13 protein-coding genes are annotated in these 15,907 nt (G+C 34.2%); all 13 read left to right on the plus strand.

Annotated features, from left to right (window positions below; all coding sequences use genetic code 11):
- Positions 1-12 precede the first annotated feature (12 nt).
- The gene (gene mutS, locus AC1RPX_RS07095; RefSeq protein ID WP_481761846.1) at positions 13-2,592 is read left to right on the plus strand and encodes a DNA mismatch repair protein MutS; all 2,580 of its coding nucleotides are present in this window, start codon (positions 13-15) and stop codon (positions 2,590-2,592) included.
- Positions 2,593-2,608: 16 nt separating this feature from the next.
- Positions 2,609-4,582: a DNA mismatch repair endonuclease MutL gene (gene mutL / locus AC1RPX_RS07100; RefSeq protein WP_481761845.1), complete on the plus strand. Its 1,974-nt coding sequence runs from the start codon at positions 2,609-2,611 to the stop codon at positions 4,580-4,582.
- A gap of 136 nt (positions 4,583-4,718) precedes the next feature.
- Positions 4,719-5,333 carry a Holliday junction branch migration protein RuvA gene (gene ruvA / locus AC1RPX_RS07105; RefSeq protein WP_481761844.1) on the plus strand — a complete coding sequence of 205 codons (615 nt, stop codon included), beginning with the start codon at positions 4,719-4,721 and terminating at the stop codon, positions 5,331-5,333.
- 15 nt (positions 5,334-5,348) lie between these two features.
- A complete protein-coding gene (ruvB, locus tag AC1RPX_RS07110; RefSeq protein WP_409021443.1) occupies positions 5,349-6,365 on the plus strand; it encodes a Holliday junction branch migration DNA helicase RuvB in 1,017 nt (338 codons plus the stop codon).
- A 17-nt stretch (positions 6,366-6,382) separates the two neighbouring features.
- On the plus strand, positions 6,383-7,423 hold the full coding sequence (gene queA, locus AC1RPX_RS07115; protein WP_481761843.1) for a tRNA preQ1(34) S-adenosylmethionine ribosyltransferase-isomerase QueA: 1,041 nt from the start codon (positions 6,383-6,385) through the stop codon (positions 7,421-7,423).
- Positions 7,424-7,438: 15 nt separating this feature from the next.
- Entirely contained in the window at positions 7,439-8,584 is a 1,146-nt protein-coding gene (tgt, locus tag AC1RPX_RS07120; protein WP_481761842.1) for a tRNA guanosine(34) transglycosylase Tgt, read from the plus strand.
- 83 nt (positions 8,585-8,667) lie between these two features.
- Positions 8,668-9,030 carry a preprotein translocase subunit YajC gene (gene yajC / locus AC1RPX_RS07125; RefSeq protein ID WP_409021441.1) on the plus strand — a complete coding sequence of 121 codons (363 nt, stop codon included), beginning with the start codon at positions 8,668-8,670 and terminating at the stop codon, positions 9,028-9,030.
- A 164-nt stretch (positions 9,031-9,194) separates the two neighbouring features.
- A complete protein-coding gene (gene zwf, locus AC1RPX_RS07130) occupies positions 9,195-10,682 on the plus strand; it encodes a glucose-6-phosphate dehydrogenase (protein WP_481761841.1) in 1,488 nt (495 codons plus the stop codon).
- Positions 10,683-10,829: 147 nt separating this feature from the next.
- Positions 10,830-11,540 (plus strand): B3/B4 domain-containing protein, encoded by a 711-nt coding sequence (locus tag AC1RPX_RS07135; protein WP_481761840.1) that lies wholly within the window; start codon positions 10,830-10,832, stop codon positions 11,538-11,540.
- A gap of 137 nt (positions 11,541-11,677) precedes the next feature.
- Positions 11,678-12,820, plus strand: a complete 1,143-nt coding sequence (dinB, locus tag AC1RPX_RS07140; protein WP_481761839.1) for a DNA polymerase IV — start codon at positions 11,678-11,680, stop codon at positions 12,818-12,820.
- A 57-nt stretch (positions 12,821-12,877) separates the two neighbouring features.
- Positions 12,878-13,558, plus strand: coding sequence for a metal-dependent hydrolase (locus AC1RPX_RS07145; protein ID WP_481761838.1), 681 nt, complete (start codon positions 12,878-12,880; stop codon positions 13,556-13,558).
- Between the two features lie 15 nt (positions 13,559-13,573).
- Positions 13,574-14,527, plus strand: a complete 954-nt coding sequence (locus AC1RPX_RS07150) for a DHH family phosphoesterase (protein ID WP_481761837.1) — start codon at positions 13,574-13,576, stop codon at positions 14,525-14,527.
- Position 14,528: 1 nt separating this feature from the next.
- The gene (locus AC1RPX_RS07155) at positions 14,529-15,854 is read left to right on the plus strand and encodes a DEAD/DEAH box helicase (RefSeq protein WP_409021433.1); all 1,326 of its coding nucleotides are present in this window, start codon (positions 14,529-14,531) and stop codon (positions 15,852-15,854) included.
- Positions 15,855-15,907: the final 53 nt, after the last annotated feature.

Below are 15,907 nucleotides of genomic sequence, written 5' to 3' on the forward strand. Positions count from 1 at the left end.
GGCATCTCGACTATGCCGCAAAAAACAAAACTAACGCCAATGATGATACAATATTTTGACATTAAAGCACAGTATCCTGATGCTTTTTTGTTTTATCGTCTTGGTGATTTTTATGAACTATTTTATGATGATGCTGTTAAAGGGTCGCAATTACTCGAATTAACGTTAACAACACGTAATAAAAAAGCTGATGATCCTATTCCAATGTGTGGCGTACCGCATCATGCTGCTCAAAATTATATCGATATTTTAGTTGAAAAAGGATACAAAGTCGCAATATGTGAACAAGTTGAAGATCCTAAATTAGCTCAAGGTATGGTTAAACGTGAAGTTATTCAGCTAGTAACACCAGGAACAACGATGGATAACGGTGCGAAGGAGTCTAAAGAAAATAATTATTTAACAGCTATTATAGAAGACAACAATAGTTTTGGATTTGCTTATGTTGATTTATCAACAGGTGAATTAAAAACGAGTCGCTTAGATAATTTAGATAATTTAATTAATGAAATAATGAGTTTGAGAACTAAAGAAATTGTGATTAATGATAGTTTGTCTGATGAAACAATCGAAACATTAGAAAAATTAAATATTATGCTTTCTAAACAAGAAATTGTTGAAAATCATGCTGAATCAAGTTATGCGATTCAAGATTTAACAGATTCACTAGAAATCTCGGTTGTAACTGACTTGTTAACGTATCTTTCAGTTACGCAAAAACGAAGTTTAGATCATTTACAAAAAGCAGTTCATTATGAGCCTGATTTTTTCTTGAAAATGGATCATTATTCAAAATATAATTTAGAATTAATGCAAAATATTCGAACGGGCAAGAAGCAAGGTACTTTATTGTGGTTATTAGATGACACAAAAACAGCTATGGGTGGTCGTTTACTTAAACAGTGGATTGATAGACCGCTTATTAACTATGCTGAAATTTTAGACCGTCAAAATAAGGTTGATTTATTGATTAACCATTATTTTGAAAGAAGTACGTTACAAGAAGAGTTAGTTAAAGTTTATGATTTAGAAAGATTGGCAGGACGTGTCGCTTTTGGTAGCGTAAATGGGCGAGATTTAGTTCAACTTAAATTATCGCTTAAACAAGTTCCTAAAATTAAATATGTTTTAGACGAAATTGACGATGGTACTTTTTCTGATGTTATCAATAAATTAGATCCAGTCGATGATATTTCTAATTTAATAGAACGTGCCATTGTTGATGAACCACCTTTATCAGTGACTGATGGTCACCTATTTAAACCGGGGTATAATGATAAATTAGATATTTATCAAGATGCAATGAAAAATGGTAAACAATGGTTAGCTGAAATGGAAGCCAAAGAAAGAAATCTAACGGGGATTAAAAATCTTAAAATTGGATTTAACCGTGTTTTTGGTTATTTTATCGAAGTGACAAAATCTAATATTATTAATGTTCCAAAAGACCGTTATGAACGAAAACAGACGTTGACTAATGCTGAACGTTATATCACACCTGAACTGAAAGAACGTGAAAGTATTATTTTAGGTGCTGAGAGTAAAGCGATGGATTTAGAATATAAATTGTTTGTCGAAATTAGAGATATTGTTAAAAAATCAATTGAACGATTACAGATATTAGCTCAAGGAATTGCCACGTTAGACGTCTTACAAAGTTTCGCGGTTGTTAGTGAAGACTCACATTTTGTAAAACCACAATTATTAAAAGAAGGTCATCAATTGGATATCACAGCTGGTTGGCATCCTGTAGTTGAAAAAGTGATGGGAAAACAAAGCTATATACCAAATGATGTTAGAATGCCTGAAACACTTGATATTTTATTGATTACAGGACCTAATATGTCAGGTAAAAGTACGTATATGCGTCAATTAGCATTAACGGTTGTGATGGCTCAAATCGGTTGTTTCGTACCTGCAGAGGCGGCTAAAATGCCAATATTTGACCAAATATTTACTCGGATTGGTGCAGCAGATGATTTAATTTCAGGTCAAAGTACGTTTATGGTTGAAATGAAAGAAGCTAATCAAGCCTTAGAAAATGCGACTGAGAATAGTTTAATCTTATTTGATGAACTTGGTAGGGGAACGGCAACTTATGATGGTATGGCACTCGCACAAGCGATTATCGAGTATGTGGATAAACATGTACATGCCAAAACACTTTTTTCGACACATTATCACGAATTAACGATACTTGAAGAAACCGTTAGTTCTTTAAAAAATGTCCATGTAGGTGCTATTGAAGAAAATGGTGAATTAATTTTCTTACATAAAATTCAAGAAGGACCTGCAGATAAATCTTATGGGATTCATGTTGCTAAATTGGCGGGAATGCCAGCAGAATTGTTAAGCCGTGCAACATTAATTTTAGATGATTTAGAGCTAAAAAATAAACAATCAGATAGTAAAAAAGAATTACCAACAACCATCAATGAAGATGATACGCAGTTATCTTTATTTGTTAACGAAAACTTGTCAAAGGACCAGTTAGCAGTTGTGGATGAACTTAAAGCACTTAACTTGATGAACATGACGCCAAGAGATATTATGAACGTCTTATATGACTGGCAAGAAAAATTGAACGGATAGAACTGAAGGTGAATGAATGACAAAAATAATTGAACTGCCCACAATTTTAGCGGATCAAATAGCTGCTGGTGAAGTAGTTGAAAGACCTGCATCTGTTGTAAAAGAATTAGTTGAAAATGCGATTGATGCGCATGGCACACAAGTTGATGTAGTCGTTGAGGAAGCTGGGCTTAAATTAATTCAAGTCATTGATAATGGAGATGGCATTGAGGCATCCCAACTGCAGAATGCTTTTAAACGTCATGCCACAAGTAAGATTACTTCAAGAGAAGATTTATTTAAAATCAGTACGCTAGGATTTCGTGGCGAAGCTTTACCAAGTATTGCATCAGTTGCTAAAGTGACTTTGAATACAGCTATTGAAGGGCAACCTGGGGCTGTTATTGCTGTTAACGGTGGTGAGATAGTAGATGAAAAATCATCTGCTAGTCGTAAAGGAACAGAAATAACAGTCTCTGACTTATTTTACAATACGCCTGCACGTTTAAAATATGTAAAGTCTTTGCAAACTGAAATGTCAATTATTAGCGACATGATGAACCGATTAGCAATGAGCCATACAAATATTTCATTTTCTTTAACACATGATGGTAAAGAAGTCTTGAAAACAACTGGAAACGGCCAACTGAAACAAACTATTTCAGCTATCTATGGGGTCAAAAGTGCACGCCAAATGCTTGAATTTAAGGGTCATGATTTAGATTTTAAGATTAGCGGTTATACATCACTGCCAGAATTAACGCGTGCTGGCCGACAGTTTATATCTATTTTAATTAATGGACGTTACGTTAAAAATGTTAATTTAAATAAAGCAATCATTAAAGGATATGGATCAAAATTAATGGTTGGACGCTATCCGATTACAATTTTGAATATTCAATTAGATCCCATGCTAGTTGATGTGAATGTTCATCCAACTAAGCAGGAAGTAAGATTGAGTAAAGAACCAGAATTAACTGAACTTATAAAAAAGATTATCTATGAACGTATTGCTGAAGAAAATTTAATTCCGGAAGCATTAGAGAATTTAAGTTCTAAGAAACGTGAAAAAATAGATACGGATCAATTACAATTTGATTTGAATGAAGCCTCAAGTAAATATCAAGCTAAGCCTAAATTCTCATCAGTACAAACGGATGCAGTAACAAGTGGTGAACCTAAGATTACAATTGGCGAAAATTTAAATCATTTATCAAGGAATATTGAACCAATCTCAATTCAAGTTGCTGAACAATTGGATTCGAAACGAGTTAGCACATTTGAGACACAATATGCTAATGAAATTAATGTGGCACCATTTTCTATTGTTACGCCGGATGAAACAGGCGATGTACAGAAAGAGAATGATGAAGAAATAGCTACCACGAAAAAGAGTGAACAAAGGTTTCCTGATTTAAAATATATTGGCCAAATGCATGGAACCTATTTATTTACAGAATCGGAAGACGGGTTATATATATTAGACCAACATGCTGCACAAGAACGTATTAATTATGAGTTTTATCGTAAGCAAATTGGTGACGTTTCTAGTGACTTGCAAAATCTATTGGTACCGATTGTTCTAGAATATACAGTAAGTGAAGCTATAATTATTACTGAACATACCGATATATTGGAAAAAATCGGACTCATCCTTGAACCATTTGGACAAAATAGTTTCATTATTAGACAGCATCCAACCTGGTTTAAAGAAGGGCAAGAAGAAAGTACGATTCGAGAAATGATTGATTACTTACTCACAGATGGGAAAATAGTGATTGCTGAATTTAGAGAAAAAGCGGCGATTATGATGAGTTGCAAGAGGGCAATCAAAGCAAATCACCACCTTGATGATCGACAAGCTAAGGCATTGATAAGTGAGCTAAAAAATGTTGAAAATCCATTTAATTGTCCACATGGACGACCAGTTTTAGTTCATTTTTCTAATCAAGACATGGAACATTTCTTTAAACGAATTCAAGATTCACATCAAACCGGTCACGAAGGTTAGGCTAAGAATCAATTGTTGCCAAATATTTGGTGATAATTGATTTTTTTGTAAGAAAAGCGATAACTGTATAAATAAGTGGTCTATGGTACACTATTAAAAGCAGATTCATGTAGATTAGGAAAAGTGGGAAAATAATATGTATGAGTATTTTATGGGCCAAATAACGGCTGTAACACCTTTTTATCTTGTTTTAGAAGTTAATGGAATAGGCTATCAAATTTTTGTTGCTAACCCATTTAGGTACCAAGAAGATTCAAAAAAAGTTGTTAAAATTTTTGTTTATCAGGCTATTCGTGAAAATGATATGACGTTATTTGGTTTTTACGATTTAGATGAAAAAAAATTATTTGAAAAATTATTGAATGTTTCAGGAATCGGTCCTAAGAGTGCGCTTGCTATTTTAGCCAATGATGATCATCGTGGTTTAGTTAATGCGATTAATACAGAAGATGTTAGTTATTTAATTAAATTTCCAGGTGTTGGTAAAAAAACAGCACAACAAATCGTGCTTGATTTAAAAGGTAAATTAGATGATATTGAAGGTCAAGCAACCACAATGCCAGGACAACAATCGCTTGATTTCATTCCGGCACAAGCATCACCATTTATGAAAGAAAGTCTTGAAGCTTTATCTGCTTTAGGATATTCTCAACGTGAGATTAAGGCTATTAGTAAGAATCTAGAATCATTCGAAGCAGACTCAACGGATGCTTATCTACGAGAAGGCTTAAAATTATTAATGAAAAAATAAAAGGAGGTTGATAAAATGACAGAACAACGGATTATTTCGAATGAACCGGAAGATAATCAGGAAGAATCCATTGAAAAGTCACTTCGTCCCCAATTTTTATCACAATACATTGGTCAAGATAAGGTTAAAAATGAATTAAGTGTGTATATCCAAGCTGCTAGACAACGTGAAGAGGCACTTGATCATGTATTGTTGTATGGGCCACCTGGGTTAGGTAAAACAACACTTGCAATGGTTATTGCAAATGAAATGCAAGTGCAAATTAAAACAACTAGTGGACCAGCAATTGAAAAATCTGGAGATCTTGTGGCACTTTTAAATGAATTACAACCTGGGGATGTCTTATTTATTGATGAAATTCATCGTTTACCCAAGATGGTTGAAGAAATGTTGTATTCAGCTATGGAAGATTTTTTTGTAGATATTGTTGTTGGCCAAGGCCCAACAGCACATCCCGTTCATTTTCCACTACCTCCATTCACATTGATTGGTGCAACAACACGGGCGGGCCTTCTATCAGCACCGTTACGAGATCGATTTGGGATTGTTGAACATATGGCCTATTATAATCAATCTGATTTGCAAGAAATTGTCATTCGATCAGCAGATATTTTCAATACAAAAATTGAAGAAAGTGGCGCTCATGAGTTAGCTCGACGCTCACGTGGAACACCACGAATTGCGAATCGCCTATTAAAAAGAGTTCGTGATTTTGCAGAAGTTTCTGACCAAAGTGAAATTAACCAAGCAACGGCTGATCATGCGTTAAATCTACTTGCCGTGGATAACCGTGGATTAGATGAGACAGATCGCAAACTTTTAGAGACTATGATTGATTTCTATCAAGGTGGTCCAGTTGGTTTGAGTACGTTAGCAGCCAATATAGGGGAAGAAACAGAGACCATTGCTGAAATGGTTGAACCTTATTTAATGCAAATTGGCTTTATAAAACGCACACCAAGAGGGCGAGTTGCAACAATGGAAGCTTATGAACATTTGAATCGACCTTATGACTTTAACGAGAATAAATAGAGAAGGATGACGATATTTTGACTAAACAACTAAGTACTGAAGATTTCGATTATGAATTGCCTCAAGAATTAATTGCGCAAACACCCTTAGAAGAACGTGATGCATCTCGGATGTTAATCTTGGATCATGAGACAGGTAAAATCAAGGATGATTATTTCTATAATGTAATTGACCAATTAAATGCTGGGGACGCTCTTGTAATGAACGATTCGCGGGTGATGCCTGCTAGAATTCATGGAATTAGACCTGATACTGGTGGCCACATCGAAGTGTTGCTATTGAACAATACTGATGGTGATAACTGGGAAACATTAGTAAAACCTGCTAAAAAAATGAAGGTTGGTTCTGTGATTAGTTTTGGTGATGGCCGCTTAACGGCAACGATCATTGAAGAGCTAGAACATGGTGGCCGCATGATTCGTTTTGAATATGAGGGTATATTTATGGAAATTCTGAATGAACTTGGCGAAATGCCGCTACCTCCTTATATTAAAGAAACGCTTGAAGATCAAGAAATGTACCAAACGGTTTATTCAAAGGAAGTTGGATCGGCAGCAGCACCTACAGCTGGTTTACATTTTACAAATGAATTATTAGAAAAGATTGAAGCTAAAGGTGTTCATCTTGTTTATTTAACGCTACATGTTGGATTAGGGACATTTAGACCTGTTAGTGAAACGAATATTGCAGACCATAAAATGCATAGTGAATTTTATCGTTTAACTGAGGATGCAGCTCAACAATTAAATGATGTTCGTAAATCAGGTGGTAAAATTATTGCGACAGGAACAACTACAATTCGGACACTTGAAACAATTGGCTCAAAATTTAAGGGCGCTATTCAAGCTGACAGTGGTTGGACGGAAATTTTCATTAAACCAGGATATGAATTTAAGGTTGTTGAAGGATTTATAACTAATTTTCATTTACCAAAATCAACATTAGTAATGTTGGTTGCAGCATTTACAGGAAGAGAAAATATTTTAAACGCATATAAACATGCAGTTGATTCTAAATATCGATTCTTTAGCTTCGGCGATGCAATGTATATTAAATAGGATGGAGAATTAATAATGGTAGAGCCCGCAATTAAGTATCGGTTAATCAAAAAAGACAAACGGACAGGTGCCAGACTTGGTGAAATTATTACACCTCACGGAACTTTCCCAACGCCAATGTTTATGCCCGTAGGTACACTAGCATCTGTTAAATCAATGGCACCTGAAGAATTAGACGAACTTGGTGCTAATATTATCTTATCAAACACCTATCATTTATGGTTACGCCCCGGTGAAGATGTCGTACAAGAAGCTGGTGGGTTACATAAATTTATGAATTGGGATAAAGGTATTTTGACTGATTCGGGTGGCTTTCAAGTATTTTCATTAGCAAAGATGCGTGATATTACTGAGGAAGGCGTCAAATTTAGAAGTCATCTAAATGGAGAAAAATTATTCTTATCACCAGAAAAAGCGATCCACATAGAAAATGCTTTAGGTGCGGATATTATGATGAGTTTTGATGAATGTCCACCATTTTCTGAAAGTTATGACTATATTAGCAAATCAGTTGATCGGACAAGCCGCTGGGCTGAAAGAGGACTTGAAGCTCATTTGAATCCGAAAGAACAGGCTTTATTTGGAATTGTTCAAGGTGGCGGTCATCGAAATTTGAGAGAACGAAGTGCGCGTGATTTAGTTTCAATGGACTTTCCTGGTTATTCAATAGGTGGGTTATCGGTAGGGGAATCAAAAGCTGAAATGAACCGCGTTTTAGATTTCACAACGCCATTGTTACCAGAAGACAAGCCACGGTATCTAATGGGTGTTGGTTCAGCTGACGCCTTGATTGATGGGGTGTTACGTGGAATTGATATGTTTGATTGCGTGTTACCAACACGTATTGCTAGAAATGGGACAACAATGACTTCAATGGGCCGTGTTGTTGTAAAAAATGCGAAATATGAACGAGACTTTAGACCATTAGATGAAAACTGTGATTGTTATACATGTAAGAATTATACGCGTGCTTATTTACGTCATCTGATTAAAGCAGATGAAACATTTGGTATTCGTTTAACTAGTTATCATAATTTGTATTTTTTAACACATTTAATGGCTGATGTTCGTCAAGCTATTATGGATGACAACTTATTAGAATTTCGTGAAGCATTTTTTGAACAATATGGATTTTATGATAAAAATCCTAAGAATTTTTAAATTTTTTTGAATAACTGTGGTGTTCAGTCAATAAGTTTGATACCCTTGTGTAGTAAGAAAAAAGAAATAGAGGTGACTTATTAATGCAATATAGTAGTATTTTAATGATTGTGGCTTTATTCGTCTTGATGTATTTCATGATGATTCGTCCACAAAAAAAACAACAACAAAAACAACAAGATATGATGAACCAATTAAAACCTGGGGATGCAGTAGTAACTATTGGTCGTTTACACGGCGTTATTGATAGTTTTGATGAAGAGGCAAAAACTGTTACACTTGATTGTGACGGTATTTTCTTAACATTTGAACGCTCAGCAATCGCACGTGTCCTTCCTGCCGCAGTTAAAGTAGAACCTGCAGCTGCAGTTAAGGAAGAAACAACTACTGATGCAGTTATTGAAACAAAAACTGAAGAAGATAAATTCTCTTCTGACGAAAAATAATTATTTTCAAGTATTAACTTTGTGCTAATCAGAGTTAATACTTTTTTTATTGTCTAGTTTAAGACCAACTTTCTTGTTTATTTTACTAATAAAATGTAAACTTATACTATTGATTTTACTAATAAAGAGGACTGAAACCTCAAAAATGAGAGTGGTGTGGAATAATGGAAACTCAACAAAAGGCCTTATTTATTATCTTTGGTGGAACCGGAGATTTAGCAAAGCGAAAATTGTATCCATCTCTTTTCAAACTATTTGAAAAAGGATTTTTAGATGCCAACTTTGCTGTAATTGGGACTGCAAGACGTCCTTGGACAGATGATTTTTATCAAAACGTTGTTACTGAATCTTTAGTTAATGTTAGCGATGATGCTAATAAAATTGCTGATTTCGTATCACATTTTTATTATCAATCACATGATGTGACTGATGTTGCACATTATATAACTTTAAAAAAATTAGCAGATAAACTTGATGAAAAATACCAAATTGAAGGTAACCGTATGTTCTACTTAGCAATGTCACCTCAATTTTTTGGTACGATTGCGACTCATTTAGGGTCACAAAAGTTAGTAACTAAAAATGGATTCAACCGTTTAATTATTGAAAAACCTTTTGGACGCAATTTTGAAAGTGCTAAAAAGTTAAATGATGAAATTACAAATACTTTTGATGAAGATCAAATATTTAGAATTGATCATTACCTAGGTAAGGAAATGATTCAAAATATTCCAGCAATTCGTTTTGGTAATATTATTACGCAAACATTGTGGAATAATAAGTATATAGATAATATTCAATTAACGTTGAGTGAGTCATTAGGTGTTGAAGAACGTGGCGGGTACTATGAAACGAGTGGCGCTATGCGTGATATGTTCCAAAATCACATTATGCAAGTTGTTTCATTATTAACAATGGACATGCCAAAAGAATTTGTTGCATCAGAAATTCGTAAAGAAAAATTAAAGGCTTTAAAAGCAATCCGTATCTTAAAACCTGATGAAGTTAATAAAAACTTTGTTCGTGGACAATATGGTGCAAATGAGGCAGGAACCGAAAAGGCTTATCGTGAGGAAAAACAGATTTCACCTGATTCAATGATTGAAACATTTATTGCTGGTCGTTTAATGATTGACAATGATCGTTGGGCTGGTGTGCCAGTTTATGTTCGCAGTGGTAAACGTCTTGTCGAGAAAAATACTGAAATCAATATTGTTTTTAAAAATGTTGAAAAAAATATTTTTGGAACAAGTGCTGAACATGAACATTTAGGTAAAGATGTATTAACAATTACAGTTGAACCTGATGAACGATTTAGATTGACGATTAATACTAAAGAAATTGGGCAAGGCTTTAACACGAATAAAACGAATTTAGATTATGTTAATTCACCTGAAACAAAAGCTAAAACACCAGAAGCATACGAAAAGTTAATTTTGGATGCGTTAGATGGAAATGCAATTAATTTTGCTCATTGGAATGAAGTTGCTAAGGCATGGAATGTAGCCGATGTGATTTTAGAGACATGGCATAACGATAATGATGATAAAACGTTATTCCCTAACTATTTAAGTGGATCGATGGGTCCAACGGCTTCAGATAAATTATTAACGGATGATGGTAATTACTGGATATACGATCCTAAAAAGTAAAAAACGTTAATCCTTCGGTATTAATTGAAGTAACTCTTGCATGATAATTTTAATTATTTAGGGAAATATTATTTTAATAGACAAAATATCAGAAGTATTATAGTACGAAAGCGATTATAAAAGTATAAATTTATAAGGAGAGTAATGATGAATAAAATTATTATAGATGAAGATTTTTGGAACATCTTTCCAGATGCACAAATTAATATTATGCTTTTAAAAGATATAGATAATCATCCTAAAGAAAATCAAACCGATTTTTATGATAACATGCTTGAACAAGCTGGGGATAAAGCTCAAAAATATTTAACAAATGAATCATTCAAAGACAATTTAGTCGTGGCTAATTGGCGTGAAGCATACCAAAATTTTAAGAAGAAAAAAGGTGCTCGTTCATCAATTGAAGCTTTACTTAAACGAGTTGATCAGGGTAAAGGTGTGGGTTCAATAAATCCGCTTGTTGACCTGTACAATAGTATTTCATTAGAGTATGGTGTACCTGTTGGTGGTGAAGATACAGATGCTATCAAAGGAGATCTTCATTTAGGTGTTGCTAAAGGTGGAGAAGCTTTTTATCCTTTAGGTGATGATAAAAATGAACCAGCTCTGCTTGGTGAAGTTTTATATTATGATGATGATGGAGCAGTTTGCAGATGCTTAAATTGGCGAGATGGTAAAAGAACAATGTTAACAGATGATACAAAAAATGCTGTTATGGTAATGGAATCTGTCAATAAAGAACAGAATGAAATTATTGATGAGGCAATGTTACAATTACAAAAGTCTATTAAAGATAATCTTAATGTAGAAGGTAAAATTTTTAAATTAAATAAGGATAATTCTGTTATAGGTGAATAATATGAAGTACCTCATAATTGTTAAACATAAGTTTAACGATAATGAGGTATTTTTATATCTTAATGGACAATAAAGAGCAATTAATTTGAAAAGGAACGTGCGTTCGTGTAAAATTGCATGAAAAGGATGTGGGACTAATGGCTGAATTAAATGGTATTACAATAGACGATAATTTATTAAAAAGAAAAATTATCCATGTCGATATGGATGCTTTTTATGCGTCAATTGAAGAGCGTGAACATCCTGAATTTATTGGACAACCATTAGTTATTGCCCAGGATCCTAGAAAAAATGGTGGTCGTGGTGTTGTTGCTACAGCAAATTATGAGGCAAGAAAATTAGGTATCCATTCTGCTATGGCAGCCCAAGAAGCTTATGAAATTTGTCCTAAAGCTATTTTTAAATCGCCTGATTTCACACTATATAAAGAAGTTTCAAGACAGCTTCATGAAATATTTCATGAATATACAGAAATGATTGAGCCAATTGCATTTGATGAAGCCTATCTTGATATTACACAGAATAAAAAAGAAATTAAAAGTGCTATTCAAGCAGCGCACATGATTCAAAGAGAAATCTATCAAAAATTACATTTAACCTGTTCAACGGGTGTTTCTTATAATAAATTTTTAGCAAAACTAGCGTCCGATTACAATAAACCAGCTGGAATGACATTAATTCTGCCAGAAGATGTCATTCCTTTTTTATCTGAATTGCCAATTGGTAAATTTAGAGGCGTTGGAAAAAAAACAGAACCAAAAATGATTAATCAAGGTATCCTTACTGGAAAAGAATTATTAGAAAAATCTGAAGTTGAATTAATTCAACAATTTGGTAAATTAGGGTACTTCTTATATAAACGAGTACGAGGTGTTGATGATCGTCCAGTCGAGTGGCAAAGAGAGAGAAAATCGATTGGTAGCGAGCGAACATACGGGAAGTTATTGATGACAACGGATGAAGTTGAAACACAACTTAGGTATATTGCACATTTAGTTTCAGAAACGTTGAGTAAACAACAAAAACATGGGAAAACGTTAGTCATTAAAGTTCGCTATCAGGATTTTACGACGCTAACAAAAAGATTAACATTGGAAGAATTTATTCGTAATGATGCAGCAACTATTTATTTTTATGGACGACAGATTTTTGACGATATATTGGGTGCAGAAAAGGGAATTAGGTTACTTGGATTAACGATGACAAATTTAGCACCAATTGGTTTTGAAAATATGAAACTACCATTATTTGGGAAAAAAGACACAAAACAGCCTTTGTAATTGGCCTCAATAACCGTTATACTTAAGAGCAACTTTGGAAACGAAAGAAGACTAAACATGAAAATTACATGGCTTGGACAATCTAGTATTCAAATTGTTACTGACGATAAGTTGACGATCTTAATTGATCCATTCATTAAAGATAATCCGTTAGTTAAAACGACTATTGACGAATTAAATCCAGATTATATTTTAGTGACGCATGCACACTACGATCATGTGGGTGATACAATTGAGTTAGCAAAAAAATCAGGGGCTAAAGTCGTTACAATCAATGAACTAGCTAATTATTTTGAAGATGAGGGTTTAATTGTTGAGCCTTTAAATTTTGGTGGTCAGCTTAAATTACCTTTCGGTTCAGTAAAACTTATTCCCGCGTGGCATACTGCTGCCTTGGTAATTGATGGTACAGCGAGAACATTAGGTGTAGCTGCAGGGTTTGAATTGCATATTGATGGGAAAGTCTTGTATCATGCAGGAGATACGGCTTTATTTTCAGATATGAAGTTAGTTAATCATATGGAACCTGTTGATTTAGCATTTTTACCGATTGGTGATACTTATACAATGGGTTTAGAAGATGCTGCAATTGCAGCTGAATTTGTACAGGCAAAAAAGGTTGTTCCAATTCATTACAATACGTTTACCAAAATTGAACAAAATCCAGTTGAATTTGTTCAATTATTGAATGATGGTGTGGGGATTATTCCCGAGATTGATATTCCATTTGAGTTCTAAGAAGGAGTCATTTAAGTGAAAATTGAGTTAGAAATTTTAAAAAAAATTAAACAATTTGATACGATTATTATTCATCGTCATCAAAGTCCAGACCCTGATGCAATTGGATCTCAATCGGGGTTAGCAGCAATTATTCGTGCTAGTTTTCCTGACAAAAAGGTTTATCAAGTTGGTGCGCCCTCAGCTGGATTAGTATGGATTAGTGACCAAGATGAAATTTCTGATGAGACGTATAATAATGCACTCGTCATCGTGATTGATACGGCTAATCGTCCAAGAGTTGAAGATGATCGATATACAAGTGGTGCCTACCTAATTAAATTGGATCATCATCCCAATGAAGACGTTTATGGTGATTTAGTTTGGGTGAAAACAAATGCATCAAGTAGTTCTGAATTAGTTATGGATTTAGTTGATGGCGTTGGTGGAGAACTTGTAGTTACTGATGATGCGGCTAGGATGTTATACGCCGGAATTGTTGGCGATACAGGTCGATTCATGTATTCAGCAACAACTGCACATACGATGCAAGTGGTTGCTGAATTAATGACTTATCATTTTTCAACTACTAAAATAAACCAAAAAATGGACAATATTACCGCAGGTGTCGCTAAGTTATCAGGATATGTATATGATAATTTAGTTATTACAGAACATAAAGCAGCATATGTCATATTGACACATGACTATCTAGATTCAATAGAGTTGGGCGATGCTGGTTCATCTCAAATTGTACCTTTACCAGGTAAAATTATTGAAGTTCAATGTTGGGCAATTTTTGTGCAGCAAAAGGATGGTAGCTATCGCGTTCGATTACGATCAAAAGGTCCTGTAATCAATCAGTTAGCAAAAGAGCATGATGGTGGTGGACATCCCATGGCCAGTGGTGCAAGAGCTAAAGACCAAGCAGAGTACGAAGAAATAGTTAAATCACTTGATGATTTAGCTAAGACATATACGGGAGAATAAAATGCCAGAAAATTTTAAAAATTTTGGATTGAAATCGTATCTTTTAAAAGCGATTGAAGCAATTCATTTTAATGTACCAACAGAAGTTCAACAACGCTTAATACCAGTTGTTTTAAAGGGTAAAAGCGTTGTAGGTCAATCACAAACGGGTAGTGGTAAAACACATACTTTCCTATTACCAATCTTTAATCAACTTGATCCTTCAAATAATACGGTTCAAGCAGTTATTACGACACCAAGTCGTGAACTTGCTTACCAAATTTATGAAGCTGCTAAGCAATTGGCAGAATTTAGTCCCGAACCTATTCATATTCAAAATTATGTTGGTGGGACAGATAAACAGCGTCAAATCGATAAATTAAGTAGAAGACAACCACAAATTGTCATTGGGACACCTGGACGTATTGCTGATTTAATGAGCAGTAACGCTTTAGATATTCATAATGCATCAACTTTAGTTGTAGATGAAGCAGATATGACACTTGATTTAGGGTTTTTGAAAGAAACTGATCAAATTGCATCTGCATTACCTTCTGATCTTCAAATGATGGTGTTTTCAGCAACTATTCCACAAAAATTACAACCATTTTTAAAGAAATACATGAAGAACCCAGTAGTTGAAGAAATTGCAGCTAAATCAGTTATTAGTGATACGATTGAAAACTGGATTATTCCAACGAAGGGTCATGATCGTAATGAAGTTATTTATCAATTAATTACGATGGGACAACCATATATCGCACTTATTTTTGCAAATACAAAAACACGTGTTGATGAAATTGTTGAGTATTTACGTGGTAAGAATTTAAAAGTTGCTAAAATTCATGGTGATGTGCCAGCTCGTGAACGAAAACGTGTCATGAAAGAAGTTCAAAATTTAGATTTTCAATATGTTGTCGCAACTGATTTGGCAGCGCGTGGAATTGATATTGAGGGTGTTTCACATGTCATCAATGATGATATTCCAAATGATTTAGAATTCTTCATTCATCGTGTTGGACGTACTGGTCGTAACGGTTTGAGTGGTATTGCGATGACGTTATATGAACCAAATGAAGAAAATAAAATTGCTGAGTTAGAAGCAATGGGGATTAAATTTGCACCTAAAGATATTAAAAAAGGTGAAATCGTTGATTCTTATGATCGTAATCGCCGTGAAAATCGTAAACAAACCAAAGATCCTTTAGCTCCAGTAATCAAAGGAATGGTTAAAAAAGAGAAGAAAAAACGTAAACCTGGATATAAGAAAAAGATTCAAAAAGCAATTAAACGTAAAGATCAAATGGATCGTCGCGTTAACAGAAAACAAAATCGTAAAGAGTCGTAAGCTTAATTTGACAATTTGAGTCGATTTCAATATAATTTTTATTAGAAACAGGG

Source organism: Dellaglioa sp. CoH-56-MRSF-14 (assembly GCF_056782115.1).

What these genes read in the sequence shown, in the direction of transcription:
- mutS (WP_481761846.1), top strand. Translation starts at nt 13, where the DNA reads ATGCCGCAAAAAACAAAACTAACGCCAATGATGATACAATATTTTGAC.
- mutL (WP_481761845.1), top strand. Translation starts at nt 2,609, where the DNA reads ATGACAAAAATAATTGAACTGCCCACAATTTTAGCGGATCAAATAGCT.
- ruvA (WP_481761844.1), top strand. Translation starts at nt 4,719, where the DNA reads ATGTATGAGTATTTTATGGGCCAAATAACGGCTGTAACACCTTTTTAT.
- ruvB (WP_409021443.1), top strand. Translation starts at nt 5,349, where the DNA reads ATGACAGAACAACGGATTATTTCGAATGAACCGGAAGATAATCAGGAA.
- tgt (WP_481761842.1), top strand. Translation starts at nt 7,439, where the DNA reads ATGGTAGAGCCCGCAATTAAGTATCGGTTAATCAAAAAAGACAAACGG.
- yajC (WP_409021441.1), top strand. Translation starts at nt 8,668, where the DNA reads ATGCAATATAGTAGTATTTTAATGATTGTGGCTTTATTCGTCTTGATG.
- zwf (WP_481761841.1), top strand. Translation starts at nt 9,195, where the DNA reads ATGGAAACTCAACAAAAGGCCTTATTTATTATCTTTGGTGGAACCGGA.
- AC1RPX_RS07135 (WP_481761840.1), top strand. Translation starts at nt 10,830, where the DNA reads ATGAATAAAATTATTATAGATGAAGATTTTTGGAACATCTTTCCAGAT.
- dinB (WP_481761839.1), top strand. Translation starts at nt 11,678, where the DNA reads ATGGCTGAATTAAATGGTATTACAATAGACGATAATTTATTAAAAAGA.
- AC1RPX_RS07145 (WP_481761838.1), top strand. Translation starts at nt 12,878, where the DNA reads ATGAAAATTACATGGCTTGGACAATCTAGTATTCAAATTGTTACTGAC.
- AC1RPX_RS07155 (WP_409021433.1), top strand. Translation starts at nt 14,529, where the DNA reads ATGCCAGAAAATTTTAAAAATTTTGGATTGAAATCGTATCTTTTAAAA.